Annotated in this window: 20 protein-coding genes; 9 read left to right on the forward strand and 11 right to left on the reverse strand. The window is 73.8% G+C overall.

Going from position 1 to position 21,459, the window contains the following annotated elements:
• Positions 1-74: 74 nt before the first annotated feature.
• Positions 75-722: a TetR family transcriptional regulator gene (locus tag ACFY7H_RS27410; RefSeq protein ID WP_388943060.1), complete on the reverse strand. Its 648-nt coding sequence runs from the start codon at positions 720-722 to the stop codon at positions 75-77.
• A 384-nt stretch (positions 723-1,106) separates the two neighbouring features.
• On the opposite strand from ACFY7H_RS27410, the gene ACFY7H_RS27415 reads away from it, so the two are divergent.
• The 3 genes from ACFY7H_RS27415 to ACFY7H_RS27425 all read left to right on the forward strand — a co-directional run bounded on the left by ACFY7H_RS27415 (position 1,107) and on the right by ACFY7H_RS27425 (position 5,154).
• Positions 1,107-1,940 carry a VOC family protein gene (locus ACFY7H_RS27415; RefSeq protein ID WP_388943063.1) on the forward strand — a complete coding sequence of 278 codons (834 nt, stop codon included), beginning with the start codon at positions 1,107-1,109 and terminating at the stop codon, positions 1,938-1,940.
• A 95-nt stretch (positions 1,941-2,035) separates the two neighbouring features.
• Positions 2,036-4,453 (forward strand): PQQ-binding-like beta-propeller repeat protein, encoded by a 2,418-nt coding sequence (locus ACFY7H_RS27420; RefSeq protein WP_388943066.1) that lies wholly within the window; start codon positions 2,036-2,038, stop codon positions 4,451-4,453.
• Positions 4,454-4,656: 203 nt separating this feature from the next.
• Entirely contained in the window at positions 4,657-5,154 is a 498-nt protein-coding gene (locus tag ACFY7H_RS27425) for a peptidylprolyl isomerase (protein ID WP_388943068.1), read from the forward strand.
• Positions 5,155-5,214: 60 nt separating this feature from the next.
• Here the strand turns inward: ACFY7H_RS27425 and ACFY7H_RS27430 are convergent, their stop codons facing one another.
• From ACFY7H_RS27430 to ACFY7H_RS27450, 5 genes are all read right to left on the reverse strand, one after another.
• Positions 5,215-5,691, reverse strand: a complete 477-nt coding sequence (locus tag ACFY7H_RS27430; RefSeq protein ID WP_388943071.1) for a hypothetical protein — start codon at positions 5,689-5,691, stop codon at positions 5,215-5,217.
• A gap of 72 nt (positions 5,692-5,763) precedes the next feature.
• The gene (locus ACFY7H_RS27435) at positions 5,764-6,207 is read right to left on the reverse strand and encodes an SRPBCC family protein (RefSeq protein WP_388943073.1); all 444 of its coding nucleotides are present in this window, start codon (positions 6,205-6,207) and stop codon (positions 5,764-5,766) included.
• Between the two features lie 211 nt (positions 6,208-6,418).
• Complete coding sequence (locus tag ACFY7H_RS27440; protein ID WP_388943076.1) at positions 6,419-7,195, reverse strand: enoyl-CoA hydratase/isomerase family protein; 777 nt, start codon at positions 7,193-7,195, stop codon at positions 6,419-6,421.
• Complete coding sequence (locus ACFY7H_RS27445; RefSeq protein WP_388943079.1) at positions 7,192-7,653, reverse strand: Zn-ribbon domain-containing OB-fold protein; 462 nt, start codon at positions 7,651-7,653, stop codon at positions 7,192-7,194. The genes ACFY7H_RS27440 and ACFY7H_RS27445 overlap by 4 nt, the downstream gene beginning before the upstream one ends.
• Before the next feature lie 10 nt (positions 7,654-7,663).
• Complete coding sequence (locus tag ACFY7H_RS27450) at positions 7,664-8,815, reverse strand: lipid-transfer protein (protein WP_388943082.1); 1,152 nt, start codon at positions 8,813-8,815, stop codon at positions 7,664-7,666.
• A gap of 92 nt (positions 8,816-8,907) precedes the next feature.
• Between ACFY7H_RS27450 and ACFY7H_RS27455 the strand changes: the two genes are divergently transcribed.
• Positions 8,908-10,599: a FadD3 family acyl-CoA ligase gene (locus ACFY7H_RS27455; RefSeq protein WP_388943084.1), complete on the forward strand. Its 1,692-nt coding sequence runs from the start codon at positions 8,908-8,910 to the stop codon at positions 10,597-10,599.
• A gap of 133 nt (positions 10,600-10,732) precedes the next feature.
• A complete protein-coding gene (locus ACFY7H_RS27460) occupies positions 10,733-12,670 on the forward strand; it encodes an exo-alpha-sialidase (RefSeq protein WP_388943086.1) in 1,938 nt (645 codons plus the stop codon).
• A gap of 6 nt (positions 12,671-12,676) precedes the next feature.
• Here ACFY7H_RS27460 and ACFY7H_RS27465 read toward each other — a convergent pair whose 3' ends face one another.
• The 3 genes from ACFY7H_RS27465 to ACFY7H_RS27475 form a co-directional block, all read right to left on the reverse strand.
• A complete protein-coding gene (locus ACFY7H_RS27465) occupies positions 12,677-13,408 on the reverse strand; it encodes a class I SAM-dependent DNA methyltransferase (protein ID WP_388943089.1) in 732 nt (243 codons plus the stop codon).
• A gap of 293 nt (positions 13,409-13,701) precedes the next feature.
• Entirely contained in the window at positions 13,702-13,902 is a 201-nt protein-coding gene (locus ACFY7H_RS27470; RefSeq protein ID WP_388943092.1) for a hypothetical protein, read from the reverse strand.
• Positions 13,903-14,107: 205 nt separating this feature from the next.
• A complete protein-coding gene (locus tag ACFY7H_RS27475; RefSeq protein WP_388943095.1) occupies positions 14,108-17,170 on the reverse strand; it encodes a BTAD domain-containing putative transcriptional regulator in 3,063 nt (1,020 codons plus the stop codon).
• Between the two features lie 154 nt (positions 17,171-17,324).
• On the opposite strand from ACFY7H_RS27475, the gene ACFY7H_RS27480 reads away from it, so the two are divergent.
• From ACFY7H_RS27480 to ACFY7H_RS27495, 4 genes are all read left to right on the forward strand, one after another.
• On the forward strand, positions 17,325-18,545 hold the full coding sequence (locus ACFY7H_RS27480; RefSeq protein ID WP_388943098.1) for an amidohydrolase family protein: 1,221 nt from the start codon (positions 17,325-17,327) through the stop codon (positions 18,543-18,545).
• A 170-nt stretch (positions 18,546-18,715) separates the two neighbouring features.
• Positions 18,716-19,564: a Scr1 family TA system antitoxin-like transcriptional regulator gene (locus tag ACFY7H_RS27485; RefSeq protein ID WP_388943102.1), complete on the forward strand. Its 849-nt coding sequence runs from the start codon at positions 18,716-18,718 to the stop codon at positions 19,562-19,564.
• Positions 19,561-19,803, forward strand: a complete 243-nt coding sequence (locus ACFY7H_RS27490) for a DUF397 domain-containing protein (protein ID WP_388943104.1) — start codon at positions 19,561-19,563, stop codon at positions 19,801-19,803. Before ACFY7H_RS27485 ends, ACFY7H_RS27490 begins: the two co-directional genes overlap by 4 nt.
• A gap of 365 nt (positions 19,804-20,168) precedes the next feature.
• Complete coding sequence (locus tag ACFY7H_RS27495; protein WP_388943107.1) at positions 20,169-21,053, forward strand: trypsin-like serine peptidase; 885 nt, start codon at positions 20,169-20,171, stop codon at positions 21,051-21,053.
• Here the strand turns inward: ACFY7H_RS27495 and ACFY7H_RS27500 are convergent.
• Together ACFY7H_RS27500 and ACFY7H_RS27505 are read right to left on the reverse strand one after the other, a co-directional pair.
• A complete protein-coding gene (locus ACFY7H_RS27500; RefSeq protein ID WP_388943110.1) occupies positions 21,026-21,154 on the reverse strand; it encodes a hypothetical protein in 129 nt (42 codons plus the stop codon). The genes ACFY7H_RS27495 and ACFY7H_RS27500 overlap by 28 nt on opposite strands.
• Before the next feature lie 49 nt (positions 21,155-21,203).
• The gene (locus ACFY7H_RS27505; RefSeq protein ID WP_388943112.1) at positions 21,204-21,416 is read right to left on the reverse strand and encodes a hypothetical protein; all 213 of its coding nucleotides are present in this window, start codon (positions 21,414-21,416) and stop codon (positions 21,204-21,206) included.
• Positions 21,417-21,459 lie beyond the last annotated feature (43 nt).

The following is a 21,459-nucleotide window of genomic DNA, read 5'->3' on the forward strand; positions in this document are numbered from 1 at the left end:
CCCGGCAGAGCGCCCCGACGTGGCCGCGCGGTGGCGGGGGAAACCGGGCGGCGGACCCTCCAGGGGGTCCGCCGTCACCTGGTCGGCTTCTTACCGGTGATGCCCAGGTGGACGAGCAGGGCGAGGTTCGGCTTGAGCTCGGCCTGCTTGACGCCCCAGGTCTGGAAGCCCTTCTGGTGCGAGGCGACCGCGGCCAGCATCGCGACGAGCGAGCCCGCCATCGCCGCCGGGCTGAGGTCCTTGTCGACCTTGCCCTTGGCCTGGAGCTCCTTCATCGACTCCGTGAGGGAGTTGGTGACGGAGTTCAGGATCTTCATGCGGATCTTGTAGAACCGCTTGTCGCCCTCGGCGGCGCCGAGGTCGACGACCCGCAGGATCGCGTCGTTGCGCCGCCAGAACTCCAGGAATCCCTCGACGAGTTCCTCGGCGGCGGCCCAGCCGGCCTTGCCGACCCAGTTGCGGCCCTCGACGAGCGCCGTCAACTGCGCGCCCTCCGTGGCCATGTGCTCGGCGATCTCCAGGACGGCACCCTCGACGTCCGGGAAGTACTGGTAGAAGGTCGCGGGGGAGGTGCCGGCCTTGCGCGCGACGTCGATCACCTTGACGTCGCGGTACGGCGAGGAGCTGAGCATCTCGCTGAGGCAGTCGAGCAGCTTCTGCCGCGTCGCCTGGCCGCGCCGGCCGGCGACACGCCCGTCGACGGTGCGTACTTGTCCTGTCATGCCGTCAGCTTACCGAGGGGGGATCGGCGCGCTATTCGGCCGCCTGCAAATGGGGTTACGAGGCCGCCGACCAGCCCGGGAGCCGCCCGTGCGCGGCAGTGGGGGGCGGATTCCGGCCGCACCGCCCGCGAAGCCCGGGGCGGGGCCGCGGCACCCGGGGGACCCTTTCCGTACCGGGTGTTATCCCCCGAATAGTCTTATCAACAGGCTGTGGACAAGTTTTCGGGCGGACCATGGCCAAGAAGGGATGAAACATCCTCTGTCCGGACAACCACGCTCCAATCGACCCGACCCGCCCGGAGACCGCCCGAACCGCACGCCGACCGACCCGACGCCCGCCCCCGCCCCACCCGCACGCCCCGTACGACGGAAGGAACCCGCCCCATGGCCGCAGCCGCATTCGCGGAAGGCTCGCCCTGCTGGGTCGACGCCTCGCTCCCGGACGTCGAGGCGGGCAAGCGCTTCTACGGCGAGCTCTTCGGGTGGACCTTCGCCGGCAGCGCCGGCGCCGAGTACGGCCACTACACCCAGGCCTACAGCCGCGGCCGCAACGTCGCCGCCCTCGCCCCCAAGCCGGACGGCCGCATGCCCACCGTCTGGGGCGTCTACCTGTACACCTCCGACGCCTACGCCTGCGCGGCCCGCATCCGCGCCGCCGGCGGCCAGATGGTGATGGACCCGCAGCCCGTCGGCCCCTACGGCACCGCCGCGATGGCCGCCGACCCCGGCGGGGCCGTCTTCGGCCTCTGGCAGCCCGGCACCCACCACGGCTTCGACGCCCAGGACGAACCGAACACGTACTGCTGGGCGGAGGTCTACACGCGCGCCCGCGACGCCGTCGACGTCTTCTACGCCAACGTCTTCGGCTACGTCCCGCAGGACCAGGACGACTCCGGGACCGGCGTCGAGTACCGCCTCTGGTCCCCGCCCGGCAGCGCGCCCGGCCCCGACACCGCCGTCCTCGGGCGCAGCCTGATCACCGACGCCTTCCCGGAGATCATGCCGGCGCACTTCCTCGTCTACTTCGCCGTCCCCGACTGCGACCGCGCCGTCGCCACCGTGCAGCGGATCGGCGGGCGCGTCACCGCCGATCCGTTCGACACGCCGTACGGGCGCATCGCGGTCGTCGCGGACAATCAAGGGGCCGTCTTCGCGCTCCTGTCGGAGCCGCGCGCGAACGCGCACCCGGAGCCGGGGCCGGACCAGGCGCGGGCCTGACAGAATCGGGTCGTACCCGTGCGCGGGCCGCTGTCAGGCGCGCGCGGGTGGAAGCGGGTCCGGCAGGGGCCCGTACGGGGAGGTAGTGGAGGCGAGTGGTGGAGCAGCTGACGCAGCACGACCCGAGACGGATCGGCCCCTTCGAGGTGCTGGGACGGCTCGGTGCCGGCGGCATGGGGCTGGTCTACCTCGCACGGTCGGCGTCCGGGCGCCGGGTGGCGATCAAAACGGTGCGGACGGAGCTCGCCGAGGACCAGCTGTTCCGGGTGCGGTTCACCAGGGAGGTGGAGGCGGCGCGCGCCGTCTCCGGCTTCTACACGGCGGCCGTCGTCGACGCCGACCCCCGGGCGGCCGTGCCGTGGCTGGCGACCGCGTACGTCCCGGCGCCCTCGCTGGAGGAGATCGTCAACGAGTGCGGGCCCATGCCCGCCCGGGCCGTACGGTGGCTCGCGGCCGGCATCGCCGAGGCCCTGCAGTCCATCCACGGCGCGGGGCTGGTCCACCGCGACCTGAAGCCGTCCAACGTGCTCGTCGTCGAGGACGGCCCCCGCGTCATCGACTTCGGCATCGCGAGCGGGGTGTCCAACACCCGGCTGACGATGACGAACGTCGCCGTCGGCACCCCGGCCTACATGTCGCCCGAGCAGGCGAAGGACTCGCGCGGCGTCAAGGGCGCCAGCGACGTCTTCTCGCTCGGCTCGACCCTCGTCTTCGCCGCGACCGGGCACCCGCCGTACCACGGGGCGAACCCGGTCGAGACGGTGTTCATGCTGCTGCGCGAGGGCCCCAACCTGGAGGGGCTGCCGGACGAGCTGCGGCCGCTGATCGACTCCTGCATGCAGATGGACGCCACGCGGCGCCCGACCCCCGCCGACCTCCAGGCGCAGCTCGCCCCGCACCTGTTCGACGGCGGCGACGACAGCGGGACGGCCTCCGCGTGGCTGCCCGAGCGGGCCGTCGCGATGATCGAGGCCCGCCGCGCGGGCAACCGTACGGGGACCACCCCGCCCCCCGTGGCCTCCCCGGCGCCGCCCGCCGGCCCCACGCACCGCCGGCCCCCGCGCGGCGCCGCCGAACCGTGGGCGGACCCGCGTACCGGGCAGGCCGCGCCGCCGCGCCCGGACCGGCCGCCGCTGACCCCGCCCCCGGTGCCCGGGCCCGCCCCGGTGCCGGTGTCCTCGATGCCCGGCATGCCGGTGCTGCTCGGCGGTTCGCCGGTGCCGATCGGGCCCGGTCCGCGCGCGACGGCCTCCGCCCCGGCGGGGCACGCCGCCGCGGACTCGGCGACGGGCTGGGTGCGCCCGCCGGCCGGCGTCTCCGCGTCCGCCGCGGCCCCGCCGGCCACCCCGTCCGTGCCGGCTCCCGGACCGTCCCCGGACAGCGGCCGCTGGCGGCCGTGGCGCTTCCGCATGTCCAACGAGGTCTGGGGCACCCCGACCGTCGCGGGCGACCTGCTGTACGTGACCTCCTTCGAGGTGCACGCCCTGGACGTCGGCAGCGGCCGGCGCCAGTTCAAGACCCGGGACGTCGCCTGGTCCATGGCCGTCGCCGACGGCCGCATCCACGCCTCCGACGGCCCGTCCCTCTTCGCCCTCGACGCCAAGGACGGCTCCGAGCGGTGGCGGGTGAACGCCGACGCCTGGGTGTACGCGCTGCGCGCCGAGCGGGGCACCGTCATCACCGCCACGCGCGGCGGCGGCGTCCAGGGCTGGGAGGCGTCCAACGGCCAGAAGCTGTGGGAGCTGAGCGGCGCCCAGTCCGACTTCGAGACCCCCGAGGCGGCCCCCGTCCTCCACGAGGGCACCGTCTACGTGTGGCAGGACGCCCGGCTGCGCGCGCTGGACGCCCGCTCCGGCCAGGAGGCCTGGTCGTACCCGGTCGGCGACGCCGCCTCCTGCGGCAACGTCCCGGTCCGCGTCACCGCCGCCCCCGACGGCAACGTCTACGTCGCGGCCGGCACCCGCGTGCTGTCCGTCGACCGCGCCTCGGGCCGGGTCCGCTGGCACTTCGAGGCCCCCGCGGTCTTCCTGGCCCCGCCCGCGTTCGCGCCCGGACCGGCGGTCACGGGCGGCGGCGTCTACCTCGCCGACTACCTGGGCACCGTGTACGCCCTGGACGCGGCCACCGGCAAGGACCGCTGGCGCATCGCCACCGAGCCGCGCCCGGCGGTGGACCCGGTCCTGGTGGCGAACGGCAGCGTCCACCTGGGCGCGGGCAGCGCCCTGTACACGCTGGACGCGGTCACCGGCACTCCGAAGTGGCGGTTCGCGGCGGGCGGCGAGATCACCGGCCCCCCGGTGGTCGCGGACGGCCGGGTCCACTTCGGCTCCGCCGACCACTGCCTCTACACCCTGGACGCGGCGGGCGGCCAGCTCCGCTGGAAGCTGGCCACGGGCGGCGAGATCACCGGCGCCCCCGTGGCGGAGGCGGGCGTGGTCTACGCATGCAGCAAGGACCGCTGCGTCTACGCCCTGGACGCCGCCAAGGGCACGGGCACCCGCACGGGCGCCTGACGCGGCCCAGCCCCCGGCCCTGCCGGCGCGGGGGCGCGCGGCCGCGCCGGGGACGGCCCGGCGGGCCCGCGGCCGCCCCCGCCGGGACGACACGCCGATGGCATATGTCCGTACGTCGCCCCAGCGGCGCGGCGGTGCGCCACGAGGGGCCGTCGGCGGACCCTCGGGTCGCGTTCCGCACCGGGAGTGACAGGATGGGACCCATGAGCAACGTTTACTTCGACATCAACATCGACGGCGCCCCCGCCGGCCGCATCGTCTTCAGCCTCTTCGACAAGGTCGTCCCGAGGACCGCCCAGAACTTCCGCGAGCTGGCCACCGGCCAGCACGGCTTCGGCTACGCCGGCTCCGGCTTCCACCGCGTCATCCCGCAGTTCATGCTCCAGGGCGGTGACTTCACCAACCACAACGGCACCGGTGGCAAGAGCATCTACGGCGCGAAGTTCGAGGACGAGAACTTCGACCTGAAGCACGACCGCCCGTACCTGCTGTCGATGGCGAACGCCGGCCGCAACACCAACGGCTCGCAGTTCTTCATCACCACCGTCGTCACCCCGTGGCTCGACGGCAAGCACGTCGTCTTCGGCGAGGTCGTCGAGGGCAAGGAAGTGGTCGACGCCATCGAGAAGCTGGGCACCCCCTCGGGCGCCACCCGCGGCAAGATCGAGATCGCCGCCTCCGGCGTCGTCGACGCCGCCTGATCGACCCCCGTGCCGGTCGGCCCCGCCTCCCCGCTCCGGGGGTGCGGGGCCGCCGCCGTCTCAGGGCTCCCTCGGCTCCGGGGCCGTCGTATCGCGCGGCAGTTCGCGGCGGCGGCGGCGAGGGCGGCCGCGCATGACCGCCGCGGCGAGCAGGAGCAGGGCGCCCGCGCCGAAGGCGTTGGCCACCCCGTCGCCGAGGCCGGTGCCCTCGACGCCGACCGACAGGCCCCCGGCCGCCTGGCCCTGCCGCACCATCCAGAGCACCGCGAAACCGAGGACGACGACCCCGGCGACCGCCATCAGCGGCCGCGAGCGCCGTACGACCGCCAGCAGCGCGAGCACCGCCGCGCACAGGTAGGGCAGCAGCAGCGAGCCGAACGGCGCGGCCCCGTCGTCGGTGATGCCAGAGCCGGCGAAGAGCTCCTCGAGGCGGTAGTCCCGTCCGGGACGGCCGTCGTACCAGGCACGGAAAGTGCTCCAGACGGCGGCGATCGCCCCGATCAGGGCCATGAGCGAGCCGGCTGCGTTGCGGATCATGCCCGTCCCTCCGGGGTAGCGGTCATGATCCCGACGCTACGTCCGCGGTCCGGGGGCCGCACGCCGGGCGGGTCAGGACGGGGTGCGGGCCGATTCCACGCGGGCGCGCAGGGCGTCGTTCATCGCGGTGAGGTCGCGGGCCGTGCCCGCCAGCAGCTTGCCGAGCAAGGGGACCAGCACCCCCCGGTAGCGCTCCCCGTGCTCCAGCCGGGTGGTGCGGTCCGGGCCCTCGGCCAGGCGCAGGAAGTGTTCGGCGTCGAAGAGGCCGCGCAGGAGGAAGGGCCCGCCCCAGCGCAGCTCCCTGCCGGGGACGGCCACCAGCACGGTCGGCCGGGACGCCGTCGGCCTCCCCGACCGCGGGTACGTCCTCAGGGCCAGTCGTTCCCCGGGCACCGCCTCCCCGGCGGCCTCCCGGATGAACGGGTTCCAGGTGCGGTAGCGGGGGAAGTCGGCGAGGACCGTCCAGACCTGCCGGGGGGTCGCGTCGATGGTGATCTCGGTGGAGATGGTGCGCACTGGTGCCGTGCTCCTCAAGGGTGGTTCGCTGGCACCGAAGGGACGCGGAGGGGTGCGGCGGCCGCCGGGTTCGGTTCGGGGATGCAACCACGGATTCCGTCGGCGGAGCGCGGGCAGGGGGGCGTCTTCGCTGGTGGCGCAGAGAATGGAGGAGGGCGTTCCGGGTGTCGGGTGGTGAATGCCGACACGTCGGACGGCCGGGGCCCGCCCGTCAGCGCAGCCGGAACCCCGCGCCCCGCCCGCGCCGCGCGAACAGCTCCGCCTGCCGCTCCGGCGGCAGGTTCCCCAGCGCGATCAGCGCCGGCGCCTGGTCCAGGGCCTGCTGGAGCGCGGCCCGCTTCGCCGACCACAGGGCCCGCACGGTGCCCTGTACGCCCTCCGCCGGGAACCCGGCGAGGGTCCGCGCCGAGCGCAGCGCCGCCTCCAGCAGTTCCCCGGGCTCCACCAGCTCCGAGACCAGCCCGATCTCGTACGCCCGCCGCGCGGAGAGCCGTTCCGCCGTGCCCATCAGGGACATCCGGGCCGCCTCGCCGAAGGGCATCCGCTGCGCCATGTACACGGCCTCGTAGGCGCTGACCATCCCGTACGAGGTGTGCGGGTCGAAGTAGGTGGCGCTCGTGGAGGAGACGACGAACTCCGCCTCGCCCAGCAGGTAGAACGCCCCGCCGCAGGCCATGCCGTTGACGGCGGCGATCACCGGCTTCCACAGGTCGTTGGCCTTCGGCCCGATCGCGATCAGCGGGTCGTCGGCCGAGTACGGGGACCGTGGCTGCGGCACCTCCACGGAGCGGTCGATCCCCGTGCAGAAGGCGGCGGTGCCCGCGCCGGTCAGCACCACCGCCCGCACCTCCGCGTCGAAGCGCAGCTCCCGCCACACCCGGGCCAGCGCGGCGGCCGTCTCCAGGTCGATCGCGTTGTGCCGGTGCTCCCGGTCCAGGGTGACGACCGCGACCCCGGCGGCCCCGTCCCGCTCCACGCGCGGGGTCACGCCTTCTCCAGGATCCAGCGCGGCACGCTCATCCCGCCGGTCTCGGTGAAGACCACCTGCACCCGGGCGCCGATGCGCAGCCGGGCCGGGTCCACGGAGTTCAGCGGGGCGTCGGCCGAGGCGACCAGGTTCCCGGCCAGCCGGATCCCCGGCGCGTCCGCCAGCTCCACGAGGATGACGTTGTACGGGGCCTGCGCGGCGTACGCGGGCAGCAGCGGCGGGTGCGGCCGTACGTAGGACCAGATACGGCCCCGGCCGCTCATCGGACGCCACTCGCCGTCGAAGGACCGGCAGTGCGGGCAGCAGGGCCGGGGCGGGAAGCGCAGCCGGCCGCAGGCGGCGCAGGCCTGGACGCGGAGTTCGCCCCGGGCGGCGTACTCCCAGAAGGGGGCGCCGTCCTCGTCGGGGACGGGCAGCAGGAGGGACTCTTCGGCGGGGGACTCTTCGGCAGTGGTCATCGTCGGTTCCTCACGCGCGCAGCAGGATCGCGGACGTCGGGACGCCCTCGCCCGCCGTCACCAGGCAGGTGGCGGCGTCCGGCACCTGCGCGGTGGAGGTGCCGCGCAGCTGCTTGACGCCCTCGTTGATCAGGTTGAAGCCGTGGACGTAGGCCTCGCTCAGCCCGCCGCCGCCGGTGTTGACCGGCAGCCGGCCGCCGGTCTCCAGGGCTCCGCCCTCGGTGAAGGCGGCGCCCTCGCCGCGCCCGCAGAAGCCGTAGCCCTCCAGGGAGAGCGGGATCAGGGGGGTGAAGGCGTCGTAGATCTGGGCGACGTCCACGTCCGCCGGGCCGAAGTCGGCCTGCTTCCACAGGTGGCGGGCGGCGGTCCAGGCGGGGCCGGTCAGCGGGTCGTCGTTCCAGTAGTTGACCATCCCGTGGTGCTGGGCGGGCAGGCCCTGGGCGGCGGAGTGCACGTAGACGGGCTTGTGCCGGCAGTCCCGGGCGCGCTCGGCGGAGACGATCACACAGGCGAGCGCCCCGTCCGTCTCCAGGCAGTTGTCGAAGAGGCAGAGCGGGTCGCTGATCATGCGGGAGGTCATGTACATCTCGCGGGTCAGCGGGCGTTCGTACATCATCGCGGCGGGGTTCTCGTTGGCCCGGTTGCGGCAGGCCATGGCGACGTTGAAGAGGTGGTCGCGGGTGGCCCCGTACTCGTGCATGTAGCGGCGCGCCAGCATGCCGATCTCGTCGGCGGGGCGCAGCAGTCCGAAGGGGCGGGTCCACTGGCCGGGAGTGGGCAGCTGGACGGCGGTGTTCTTCCAGGGTCTGGGGCCGCTGCCGCGTTTGCGCGAGCGCCAGGCGACGCCGACGGTGGCCTGGCCGGTGGCTATGGCGGCGGCGAGGTGGCCGACGGTGGCGCAGGAGCCGCCGCCGCCGTATCCGACCTTGGAGAAGAAGGTGACGTCGCCGGCGCCGATGGACTTGGCGACCTCGACCTCGTCGGTCTCCTCCATCGTGTAGGAGGCGAAGGCGTCGACCTCGGCGGGTGCGATGCCCGCGTCGGCGAGGGCCGCGAGGACGGCCCGGCAGGCCAGTTCCTTCTCGGACTGCGGCAGCCGTTTGGCGAAGGCGGTCTGGCCGATTCCGACGATTGCCGTAGCGTCCTTGAGCGTTGCCGCCATCGCCACCTCCGGGTGCACCAGTACTGACAGCCGCGAAGGCTACAGCTAATCTGACGGTTAGTCAGCTACTGGGATCCAGGGAGGGCGGGCGGATGTACGAAGGCGCGGGCGCGAACGGCATCGATCACGGCTACGGACCGGGCACCGGCCCCACGGCCCCGGCCGCCGGAACCGCGAGCCCCGACCCCCGGGGCGACCTGCGCTGGGGCACCGTCGCCGCCCTCGTGCGGGACGCCGCCGAGCGGTACGCGAACCGCGAAGCCGTCGTCGACGGACGGACCCGCATCACCTACGCCGAGCTCGGCACCCGCGTCGAACGGGCCGCCGCGGCCTGCCTCGCCTCCGGCGTCGAGCCGGGGGACCGGGTCGCCGTCTGGGCACCCAACGGCCTCGAGTGGATCGTCTCCGCCCTCGGCGCCGTCTCCGCCGGCGCGGTGCTCGTCCCCCTCAACACCCGCTTCAAGGGCGCCGAGGCCGCGTACGTCCTGCGCCGCAGCCGGGCCCGCCTGCTGTTCGTCACCGGCACCTTCCTCGGCACCTCCTACGTCGCCTCCCTGCGCCGCGCCACCACCGAAGGCCCCGGCACCGGACCCCTCCCCGGCCTGCCCCACCTCCAGCACGCGGTCGTCCTCGCTGACGACGCCCCCGACTCCTTCCGCACCTGGAAGGACTTCCTCGCCGGCGGCGACGCGGTACCCGCCCGGGCCGTCCGCGAACGCGCCGACGCCATACGCCCCGACACCCCCTCCGACATCATCTTCACCTCCGGCACCACCGGCAGCCCCAAGGGCGCCGTCATCACCCACGCCCAGACCCTGCGCTGCTACGCCGTGTGGAGCGAGCTCGCCGGACTGCGCGAGGGCGACCGCTACCTCATCGTGAACCCCTTCTTCCACACCTTCGGCTACAAGGCCGGGATCATCGCCTGCCTGATGCGCGGCGCCACGATGGTCCCCCAGCCCGTCTTCGGCGTCGACACCGTCCTCGCCAACATCGCCGCCGAACGGATCTCCGTACTCCCCGGCCCTCCCACCCTCCACCAGTCCCTCCTCGACCACCCCCAGCGCGACCACCACGACCTGTCCGCCCTGCGCCTGGTCGTCACCGGCGCCGCCGTCGTCCCCCTCCGGCTCGTCGAACGGCTCCGCGCCGAACTGCGCATCGCCACCGTCCTCACCGCCTACGGGCTCTCCGAGGCCGGCGGCATCGTCACCATGTGCCGCCGCGACGACCCGGCCGAGACCGTCGCCGCCACCTCAGGGCGGGCCATCCCCGGCACCGAGGTACGCGTCACCGGCCCCGACGGCACCGCCCTCCCCGCCGGCACGCCCGGCGAGGTCCTGGTCCGCGGCCACCACGTCATGCGCGGCTACTTCGAGGACCCCGAGGGCACGGCCGCCGCCATCACCCCCGACGGCTGGCTGCGCACCGGCGACGTCGGCGTCCTCGACGCGGCGGGCAACCTGCGCATCACCGACCGGATCAAGGACATGTTCATCGTCGGCGGCTTCAACGCCTACCCCGCCGAGATCGAGCAACTCCTCGGCCTGCACCCCGACATCGCCGACGTCGCGGTCGTCGGCGTCCCCGACCCGCGGCTCGGCGAGGTCGGCAAGGCGTACGCGGTCCGCCGCCCCGGCTCCACCCTCACCGCCGACGACCTGATCGCCTGGTCCCGCCGGGAGATGGCCAACTACAAGGTCCCCCGGGAGGTGGAGTTCCTCCCCGCGCTCCCGCGCAACGCGAGCGGCAAGGTCCTCAAGACCGAGCTCAGGAAACGCTGACCGCGGCCACCGGGACGGTACGCCCCCCCCCGGGCGGGCACGGCCCGCCCGCCCGCCACCGCCCCGTCACTGCCCCGACACGCCCCGGCCCGCCCTCGACGGCCCTCCCGGCCGCCCGCGTTAGCCTGCACGGGTGAGCTGGCAACAAGCAGGTGTTCGATTCCGCTGGGACGTCCGGATATGGGCCGGTGCCGCCGTCGTCGTCGCGCTGGTCCTCGCCGCCGTCGTCCTGCTGCCCGGCGCGCCCGCCGGAGGCGGCAGGCCGGCCGGCGGGCCCGGCGGCAAGAAGGCACCCGGGCTGACCGCCGCCGTCTCCGCACCCTTCAGCGCCTTCACCGAGGGCTACGACTGCTACCGCATCCCCACCCTCATCACCACCAAGGACGGCACCCTGCTGGCCATCGCCGAGGCCCGCACCGCGAGCTGCAACGACATCGGCGACATCGACATCGTCCTCAAGCGCTCCACCGACGAGGGCCGCACCTGGGGCCCCATGCAGGTCGTCCGCGGCGCCGGCGACCCCGGCGCCTACGGCAACCCCGTCCCCGTCGTCGACTCCGCCTCCGGACGCATCACCCTGCTCCACGCCTACAGCACCTGGACCCCCGACGCCGACGGCAACCGCGTACGCGGCCCCCGCGAACTGCGCCTGGCCCACAGCACCGACGACGGCGCCGGCTGGAGCACCGACCCCGCCCCGCAGCCCCAGCTCAAGGGCGCCGACTGGGCCTGGGTCTCCGTCGGCCCCGGCCACGGCATCCAGCTCACCCCGACCCGCCCCGACCGCCCCGGCCGGCTCGTCGTCAGCGCCGACTACCGCACCGAGTCCAACGAATCCGGCGCCCAGCTCCTCTACAGCGACGACGGCGGCCTCACCTGGCGGCCCGGAGCTCGCTGGGGCGCCCCCGAAGGCACTCCCGCCCCCAACGAGCCCGCCCTGACCCAGCTGCCCGACGGCCGGATCTACATCAACGCCCGCTCCACCGCCACCTGCGGCACCGACGACCACCGCGTCTCCGCGATCGTCGAGGACGCCGCCGCGCCCACCGTCCCCGACCCCGGGTTCCTCCCCGTCACCGGCCTTCCGGCACCGCCCGCCTCCGGCTCCGTGCTCCAGCTCCCCGGCGGACCCCTGCTGCTGTCGGCGCCCAGCCGCCCCGGCGCCGAGTTCTCCGACCGCTGGACCCTGGCCGTGCGCACCTCGCACGACGGGGGCCGCACCTGGTCCAAGGGCGGCGCCGTCGTCCTGCGGGAACGCGCCGGCTACTCCGACATGACGGTCCTGCCGGGCGGCCGGATCGGCATGCTCTACGAGACCGCCAACGGCACCCCGCACGGCTACGTCAAGTTCACCGCGTTCGGCCCCCACGAGCTCCGGGCCGCCACCGAAGACCTCACCCCCCGCCACACCACCGACGCCACCCCCTTCCACCACCACGCCGTCGTGCACGGCGCCCCCAGGCTCGGCAACCGCCCCGACGGCGGGAAGGCCATGCGCTTCGACGGCAAGGACGACTTCCTCCGCCTGATCAACTGCCCCGACCAACTACGCCTCGGTGACGGCGACTTCGCCGTCACCGCCTGGGTCAAGTACAAGACCCGCGGCCAGGACGAGGCGAGCGGCCTGCGCCAGCCCCTCGTCTGGGGCTACGGGCAGGGTCCGGCCGCCCGGCAGTTCCGCATCGAGGCTGACCCCGCCACCGGCCGCCTCGAAGCCACCGTCAACGCCGGCACCGGCCCCGCCTCGGTCGCCACCCGCACCCGCGTGGACGACGACACCTGGCACCACGTCGTCCTCCAGCGCAAGGGCACCCGCCTCGCACTCTCCGTCGACGGCGCCCCGCCCGCGACCACCGCACTGACCCCAGACCGGATGGACTTCCGCCCCACCGGGGCCTTCACCATCCACCTCGGCACGCAGCCCGACTACAAGGCCTTCTACGCGGGCGCCCTGGACGACGTACGCGTCTACGGCCGCGCCCTGTCCACGAACGACACGGCCCGCCTCCGCGCCGGCCACGACGTCACCGACCAGCAACGGGTCCACCTGCCCTTCGACCGCGTCTGGTGACCTGGCCTAGGCGGTGGCCGCCTTGCGGGCCAGGAGGAGGCGCCAGTGCGGGGTGCCGTCCTCGCGGTGGCCGAAGTGTTCCAGCGGGACCGTTTCCACCGCGAAGCCGGCCGCCCTGAGGTCCGCGCGGACCGGGCCGAAGGGGAAGGTGCGGTAGTACATGACGAACGGCGGGCGCCACACCGCGTTGCGCACCCGCATCGCCGCGTCGAAGCCCGCCACCGCCCACCACAGCGGTGAGGTGAGCGGCACCGGGGCGGAGACGGGGAAGGCGAAGACGCCGCCCGGCCGCAGCGCGCGGTGCACCCCGGCGAAGAGGGCGGGCCGCTCGGCCGGCAGGAAGTGCCCGAAGGCCCCGAAGCTCACCGCGAGGTCGTACGCGTCCCCGAGCGCGTCCGGCAGCGCCAGCGCGTCGGCCCGTACGAGGTCCACGCCCTCGGGGTGCGCCCGCGCGGCCTGCGCCAGCATGCCCGCGCTGAGGTCGACCCCGGTGACCCGGTCCCGGCACAGCCGGCGCAGCATCCCCAGGCCGGCGCCGGTACCGCAGCAGACGTCCAGGCCCGAGCCGAAGGATCCCTCCCGCGCGGCGAGGGTCTCCTCGACGGCGTCGAGCATCCGGTCGGGCGTGCGGAACGGAGTCCGGTCGAACTTGGGCGCGAGCAGGTCGTAGCCGCGCTCGACGGACGAAAGGGCCTGGACGGCCAGTTCGCGCAGGCTGGGGCCCTGGGAAGTGAACACGGTCACATCCTACGGCGGCGCCCCCGCCGTGCCCCTGCCGTCCACCGGGCCCGCCCGGGCGTGGGCACACGGACGCGCGGCGGCCGCGGTGGTCCCCCTCCGGCCACCGCGGCCCCCGCGCATCGTTCCCCCGTGCGGACGGCCCGGATTCCCCCGAATCCCCCGTGGACCGTCCGTCCCGGCGTTCTCCCCCCCCCCGTACGCCCCCCGAGCGGTTCCCCCGTACGTCCCCCGTACGACCGCTCAAGGGCCCCCCGTACGTTTCCCCCGTACGCCTTGCCGTGCTCCCGGTGTTACGGCAGCGGGCCGGACGCGTGGTTGTCCAGCGAGACGATCTCCTCGCCGGAGGCCTGGACCCCGTCCGGGGTCTCCCCGGGCCGCGCCACCGGCGGCTCCGCGGGAAGGTCCCGCGGATCGACCTCGGCGCCCGAGGCGTGGTTGTCGAAAGGTCTGATGTCTCCGTCGAGCGGCAGGCTGTTCTCGTTCGTCGTCATCGGATCTCCAGATCGTGTGTCGGGCCCGTTCGGCGGTTCCCCCGTGGACCGCCGAACGGGTAGTCCTCCAACCGGCCCGGATGCCCCCCGAAGCGCCGGGTCGATGTATCCATGGTGGCGTGAGGCGATAAACGAACGATGAACGTCCACGTCCATCGCGAAGCCACCCGGCCGCCGCCCGGCCGCCGCGCCGCCCGGGGCACGGTCAGGCGGCCAGTTCCGACGCCAGCAGGGCCCGCACCTCGGCCAGTTCGGCGGACCCCAGCTGGGCGAACACCGTCTCCGCGTCCCGCCAGCAGGCCCGCGCCCGGTCAGGCTGGCCCAGGCGCCGCAGCGCCTTCCCGAGGACGGTCAGCACCGTCGCCCGGCGCCACTCCCCGCCGATGCCGCGCAGCGCGATGGCCTGCTCGGCGTGCTTGGCCGCCAGGGCGGGCCGCAGCGCCGCCAGGTGCGCCTCGGCGAGCCGGAAGTGCGTGACGCCCTCCCACAGCGGCTGGCGGTTGTCGTGGAACAGCGACAGGGCCTCGCCGAGCTGGGCGAGGGCCTCGCCGAGCCGGCCGGCCTGGGTGAGGGCGATGCCCAGCGCGTAGCGTCCGTTGGCCAGGCGCAGGGTCAGGCCCATCCGGTCGTAGACGGCGATGCCCTGCTGGGCGAGGTCGATGGCGCTGCCGAGGCGGCCCAGGCCGACGTGGATGCGGGAGAGGTTGCACAGGGCGCTGGCCTCGCCGATGCGGTTGTCGTCGGCGCGGAAGTTCTCTATGGCCTCCAGCAGGTAGCGCTCGCCGTCCTCGTAGCGGTTCTGGTAGAGGGCGATGATCCCCCGGTCGTTGGGGGCCCAGCAGCTGGGCAGCGGGTCGCCGGCCTCGCGCGCCAGGTCCATGGCCTGGCGGGCCTCGTCGTCGGCCTCGCAGAAGCGCCCGGCGAAGAGGTGGACCATGGTCAGCGTGGTGCGCGCCCGGCCCTCCGCACGCGCGTCCCGCGCGGCGCGGGCTGCCTCGCACAGGGTCAGCGCGGCGGACTCGTACTGCTTGGAGTTGGCACCGGACTCGGACAGGTCCTTGGCCGCCCACAGCAGGTCCACGGCCCGGCGCAGGGCCCCCGGGCGGCCGGCGGACTGCCGTACGCAGGCCAGCAGCGGGTCGGCCTCGGCGAAGAGCCAGTCGAGGGCGGCGCGGGGGTCGGTGAGGACCAGGCCGGGGTGGCGGGTGGCGCTGAGGTGGGCGGGGAGCCGGTCCCCGGGGCGCTCCACGGAGTACACGCGGGCGGCGGTGGCGAGGTAGAAGTCGAGGAGCCGGTCCAGGGCGTCCTCGCGGCCGGGGGCCTGCTCGTCGCGTTCGGCGCACGCACGCGCGTAGAGGCGTACGAGGTCGTGGAAGCGGTAGCGGCCGGGCGCGGCGGATTCCAGCAGGGAGCAGTCGACTAAAGCCTCCAGAAGGTCCTCGGTGTCGTGCTCGGGCAGGTCGAGGACGGCGGCCGCTGCGGCCAGGGAGACGTCGGGGCCGTCGGCCAGCCCGAGCAGGCGGAAGGCGCGCTGCTGCGCGGGCTCCAGCTGGCCGTAGCCGAGCTCGAAGGTGGCCTTGACGGCGAGGTCGCCGGCCTGGAGCTCGTCGAGGCGGCGGCGTTCGTCGGCGAGCTTGGCGGCGAGGACGGAGACGGTCCAGGTGCGGCGGGCGGCGAGCCGGGACGCGGCGATGCGGATGGCGAGCGGCAGGAACCCGCAGGCGCCGACGACGTCGAGGGCGGCCTGGCGTTCGGCGCCGACCCGTTCGGCGCCCACTATGCGGGTGAACAGCTGCAGGGCCTCCTCGGGGCTCATCACGTCGAGGTCGACGAGATGGGCCCCGGCGAGGCCCGACATCCGGACCCGGCTGGTGACGAGGGCGGCGCAGCCGGCGGTGCCGGGCAGCAGCGGCCGTACCTGGGCGGCGTCCCGGGCGTTGTCGAGCAGGACCAGGACGCGGCGGCCGTCGAGGATCGAGCGGTAGAGCGCGGCCCGGTCGGCGGGGGAGTCGGGGATGGAGCTGTCGGGGGTGCCGAGGGCCCGCAGGAAGGAGCCGAGGACGGCTTCGGGGAGGGCGGGGCGGGGTTCGGTGCCCTGGAGGTCGACGTAGAGCTGGCCGTCGGGGAAGTGCGGGCGGGCGGCGTGCGCGACGTGCACGGCGAGGGTGGTCTTGCCGACACCGCCGATGCCGGCCAGCGCGGAGACGGCCATCACCTGCCCGTCGGCGCCGGCGAGGATCTCCCCGAGCTCGGTGACGAAGGCGGCGCGCCCGGTGAAATCGGGCACGGTGGCGGGCAGCTGCGCGGGCCTCACGGGGACGGGTGCGGCGGCGGGCGCGGGGTCCTCGGCGCGGGCGAGTTCGGCGTCGGCGTTCAGGATCCGCTGCTGGAGCGCGGAGAGCTCGGGGCGCGGGTCGACGCCGAGTTCCTCGGCGAGGAGCCGGCGGGTGTCCGCGTACACGGCGAGGGCCTCGGCCTGCCGGCCGCTGCGGTAGAGGGCGAGCATCAGCAGCTCGCGCAGCCGCTCCTGGAGGGGGTGGGCGGCGGTGAGGGCGGTGAGCTCGGAGACGGCCTCGGCGTGGTGGCCGACCTCCAGGTCGAGGTCGAGGCGGGTCTCCAGCAGCTGGAGGCGCCATTCGGACAGACGGGTGCGCTCGGTCTCGGCGTGCGGGCCGGGGACCCCGGCGAGGGGCTCGCCGTCCCACATCTCCAGGGCGCGGGCCAGCAGCGTACGGGCGAGGGTGCGGTCCCCGGCGGCGCGCGCCTTCTCGGCGTCGGCGGCCAGGCTGCGGGCGATGCCGAGGTCCAGGGCCTCCTGGTGGCGCAGCCGGATGGCGTAACCGCCGGCGTCGCTGACGAGCAGCCCGGGTTCGAGGACCTTGCGCAGCCGGGAGGCGTAGGTACGGATGGTGGCGAGGGCCTGCTGCGGGGGGTCGTCACCCCAGATGGCGTCGATGAGTTCGGGTGCGGTGGCGGTGCGGCCGTCGCGCAGGAGCAGTACGGCGAGCAGCGCGCGCTGCTGGGGGCTGCCGGAGGGCAGGGCCACGCCGCCGCGCCAGGCGCGGACGGGGCCGAGGACGGCGAAGCGGTTGTCGGCGGTGGCGGGGGAGGGGGCCGGGGCGGCGGCCGCACGCGCGCCGGAGGGCACGGGGGTGTCTGGGGGCGTGCGGGTGGTGGTGCTGGTGCGGTTGCTGGTGTGGTTGTTGGTGCGGGACCGGGCCGCTTCGGGGTGGTTCCGCTGGTGCGGGATGGCCGGTACGCCGTCCATCTGTCGTCCCCCCTGCCTTCCGTCGGTTTAAGGGTCAGTCTGCCCTGTGTCGCGCGTACGCGTCAGCCCGCGGCGGAGCCATCCGCTCCTGGCCGTAGCGCGACCGCGGTCGGAGTAGCTGACGGTTCGTCAGATCAGCGCTACGGTGGAGCGCATGGAGACCTTCCCGAAGATCATCTCGGTGGACGACCACACGGTTGAGCCCCCCAACGTCTGGCGGGACCGGCTCCCGTCCAAGTACCGCGACACCGGCCCCCGGATCGTCCGCGCCCCCCTCAAGGAAATGACCTTCCTCGGCGGCAGGTTCGCGCCCGTCATGGGCGCCAGGGGCGACGAGGGCCCGGTCGGCGACTGGTGGGTGTACGAGGATCTGCACCGGCCGCTCACCCGCCTCGACACCGCGGTGGGGTACGACCGTGACGAGATCAAACTGGAAGTCATCACCTACGAGCAGATGCGCCCGGGCTCCTTCTCGGTTCCCGAGCGGCTCGCCGACATGGACGTCAACCACGTCCAGTCCGCCCTCTGCTTCCCCACCTTCCCGCGCTTCTGCGGCCAGACCTTCACCGAGGCCAAGGACCGCGAGCTCGGGCTGCTCGGCGTACGCGCCTACAACGACTGGATGGTGGAGGAGTGGTGCGGCCCCGAGGCGCACGGCCGCCTCATCCCGCTGACCCTGGTCCCGCTGTGGGACGCGCACCTCGCCGCCGCCGAGGTCCGCCGCAACGCCGCCCGGGGCGTGCGCGCGGTCGCCTTCTCCGAGATACCCCCCCACCTGGGGCTGCCGTCGATCCACACCGACGAGTGGGACCCCTTCCTCCGGGCCTGCGACGAGACCGGCACGGTCATCGCCATGCACATCGGCTCCTCGTCGAGGATGCCGTCCACCTCCGCGGACGCCCCGCCGGCCGTCGGCTCCACCATCACCTTCGCCAACTGCTGCTTCTCGATGGTCGACTGGCTGATGAGCGGCAAGTTCGAGCGCTTCCCGAACCTGAGGATCATGTACGCCGAGGGCCAGATCGGGTGGATCCCCTACGTCCTGGAGCGCGCCGACGTGGTCTGGGAGGAGAATCGGGGCTGGGGCGGAGTCGCCGACAAGGTGCACCGCCCGCCGTCCGAGCTCTTCGCGGAGCACGTCTTCGGCTGCTTCTTCGACGACGCCTTCGGGCTGCGGAACCTGGGCGCCATCGGCGTGGGCAACGTCCTCTACGAGACGGACTACCCCCACTCGGACTCCACCTGGCCGAAGTCCCGCGAGGTCGGCGAGGAGCAGATGGGCCACCTGGACGCGGAGGTGGTGGACCGCATCGTGCGGGGCAACGCGATCGACCTGCTGGGACTGACGGCGGAGGGGCTCTGGGCGGGGGCGTAGGGGTTGCGCCCGTTGGCGGCCGGTAGAGGCCGTTGGTGATCGCGGATGGCCGGATTCGACCGAGGTACTGCTACTGGGGCGCTGTACGAGTCGGGGTGCTGGGAGGTGGGGAAGAGGGCCGCGAACATGGCGCGGAGGTCCGTGAGTTGGGGGTGTCAGAGGTGGAGCGCGTGAACGACGCCGACTGTGAGACCGAAGAGGAAGAAGAGGGCTTCGAGGACCCGAACGGGGCCCTGCGCAGCTTCGCGGCGGTCCTGAAGGCCTTCCGGAAGCGCGCCCGCCTGACCCAGGAGGGCCTGGGCGAGCTGATCGGCTACTCCCCGCAGTACATCGCCTCGGTGGAGCAGGCCCGCCGCTACCCGAGTGAACGGCTGGTGGAGCTGGTCGAGGAACAGCTCGACTGCTTCGGGGCGGTGAAGGGCGCGGCCCAGTACCTGACGCGGCCGAGGCGGGTGGCGTCGTGGTTCCGCAAGTGGGCACTGCTGGAGCCCACCGCGCTGAGTCTGTACACGTACGAGTGCCGGATGGTGCCGGGGCTGTTGCAGACGGAGGGGTATGCGCTGAGTGCGTTTGCCGAGCGCGTGCCGCCCTTGCCGGACGAGAGAGTCGAGGCTCAAGTCAGTGGTCGGCTGGAGCGCCAGCACATACTGCGCGACCTGCCCAATTCCTCTTTCAGTTTCATCATCGAGCAGTCGGTGTTCGACCGTAAGTTCGGTGGGACGGACGTCATGCGTGCCCAGATCGACCGCATTGTGCTCATGGCGCGACTCCGCAACGTGACCGTTCAGATCATGCCTCGGGACCAGACAGACCATGCGGGTCTCGCGGGTCCCATCTGCCTTCTGGAGACCCCGGACCACCAGTGGTTCGGGTACAGCGAGGGACAGCGCACAGGCGTGCTGATTTCGACCCCTACAGAGGTCAGCGTCCTTCAGCAGCGATATGCCAAACTGCGTTCACAGGCTCTGAACCCGGCTGATTCTTTGGGCCTGTTGGAGAGAACGCGAGGGACGCTATGAGCAATGTCGATCTGCACTGGTTCAAGAGCAGCTACAGCAGTAACGACGGCGACAACTGCGTCGAAGTAGCCCTCTCCTGGCACAAGTCGACGTACAGCAGTGCCGACGGTGACGACTGCGTCGAGGTGGCCACCTGCGCGCAGGCCGTCCACGTCCGGGACTCCAAGGTGACGGACGGGCCCGAGCTGGCCCTGGCCCCTGCGGCCTGGGTGGCCTTCCTCGGCGGCGTCACGGGCTGACGGGGTTCCGGCCGGGCGGTCTCGGAGAAGGTCGGGGGGTTCCCGGCAGTCCTTGTCTTTCCGGGGCGGGACGGTCGGTCAAGGGTGGAGCGAAGCGACATCGCGTAGCGACGCGAACGAAGTGAGCGCCCTTGAGGGACCGGCACGAACCGGAAGGACGATGGGACTGGCGGGAAACCCCCAAACCCTCCCCGACCCGGCCCCACCAGGGCTCCGTCCCCGTGCCCCGTCCCCCGCCCGGTCTGCCCGCGCCGCGGCGGGCGCAGGGGGCGCCGCCCGCCTCCGACGTGATTCGGTCAGGTTGGTTCGCGCCAGCCCCTGGCCGCCCGACCCTCCGGCCTTGCTCTTCGGTGCACCCCCAAGGCATGCTCGCCACGGGCGAAGCGGGAGGGATCATGGCGGTGGACAAGCGGTCCGTGGTGACGGCGGTGCTGTGTGCGTTGGCGGCGCTGGGTGCCTCTGCGGCGGTGGCCGAGTTGGCTCCGCCCCCCGAGGGGGCCGCTCCCGTGCGGGCCGAGTCGGCCCTGCCCTCGGCGTCACCGACCGGGCCGTCACGGCCGCAGGTGTCCAAGCCGCAGCTCGCGACGCCGCCGCCGGCCGCCACGTCGCCCGCCGCCGCGAACCCCCGGCCCGGCGGGACCGCCGCGTTCACCGGCGCCCTCTTCACCGGGGGCCTCGACGGTGAGCACTTCTGCACCGCGACCGTGGTGCGCAGCCCCGGCAAGAACCTGATCGTCACCGCAGGCCACTGTCTGATGGAGGGCAAGCAGTCCGGTGGCGCCGGCGCCGTCTTCGCTCCCGGGTACCTGAACGGAACGGCCCCCTACGGCGTGTGGAAGCTCGACGAGGTCTACGAGGACGAGCGCTGGGCCGAGGGCACCGACGACGACTACGACCTCGCCTTCGCCCGTCTCGCCCCCGACGACAAGGGCCGCGCCATCGAGGACGTCACCGGCGGCGCGCCGCTGGACACCTCCGGCCGCGCGGGCGAGGAGGTCACGGTGACGGGCTACCCCGCCGACCGCAAGGTTCCGCGTACCTGCACGGCGGTCGCCGTCCGCACCGGTGAGCGGGAGCAGCGCTTCGACTGCGCCGATTTCCCCGGCGGCACCAGCGGCAGCGCCTGGATCGGCCGCGACGGGAAGATCATCGGCATCCTGACCGGCGGCGACACGGACGACGTCTCCACGAGTACGGTCCTCGGCGACTACGCGGCCAGGCTCTACGCGCGGGCCACCGCCCAGCGCTGACCCCGTACGGCCCGGCCGGCCCGTACGGCCCGGCCGGCCCGTACGGCCCGGCCGGCCCGTACGGCCCGGTGGCTCACCGGGCCGACCGGGCCGCCGTACATCCGCACATCCGCACATCCGCGAGCGAATGGCCGGGCCGGCCGTCGTCGCTCAGACACCGCCTTCGATGAGGGTCCAGCCCGAGGAGACCTGGGCGAGCGAGCCCACGTTGGCGTAGTTGCCGTTGAAGAGGGTCGAGGTCCAGGCCGTGCCGTCGTTCTTGTAGAAGAACAGGCTGTCGGAGGTCCGGCCCACCTTGTCCCAGATGCCGGAGGTGCCGATCTTGCGGAAGGCGATGCCGCCGCCGTCGGTGGCCTTGGACACCCGGAACTCCAGCTGCGCCGCTCGTTGCGGCCCCGCATCTCGG

The organism is Streptomyces sp. NPDC012794, from assembly GCF_042901085.1.
Taxonomy (GTDB): Bacteria; Actinomycetota; Actinomycetes; order Streptomycetales; family Streptomycetaceae; genus Streptomyces.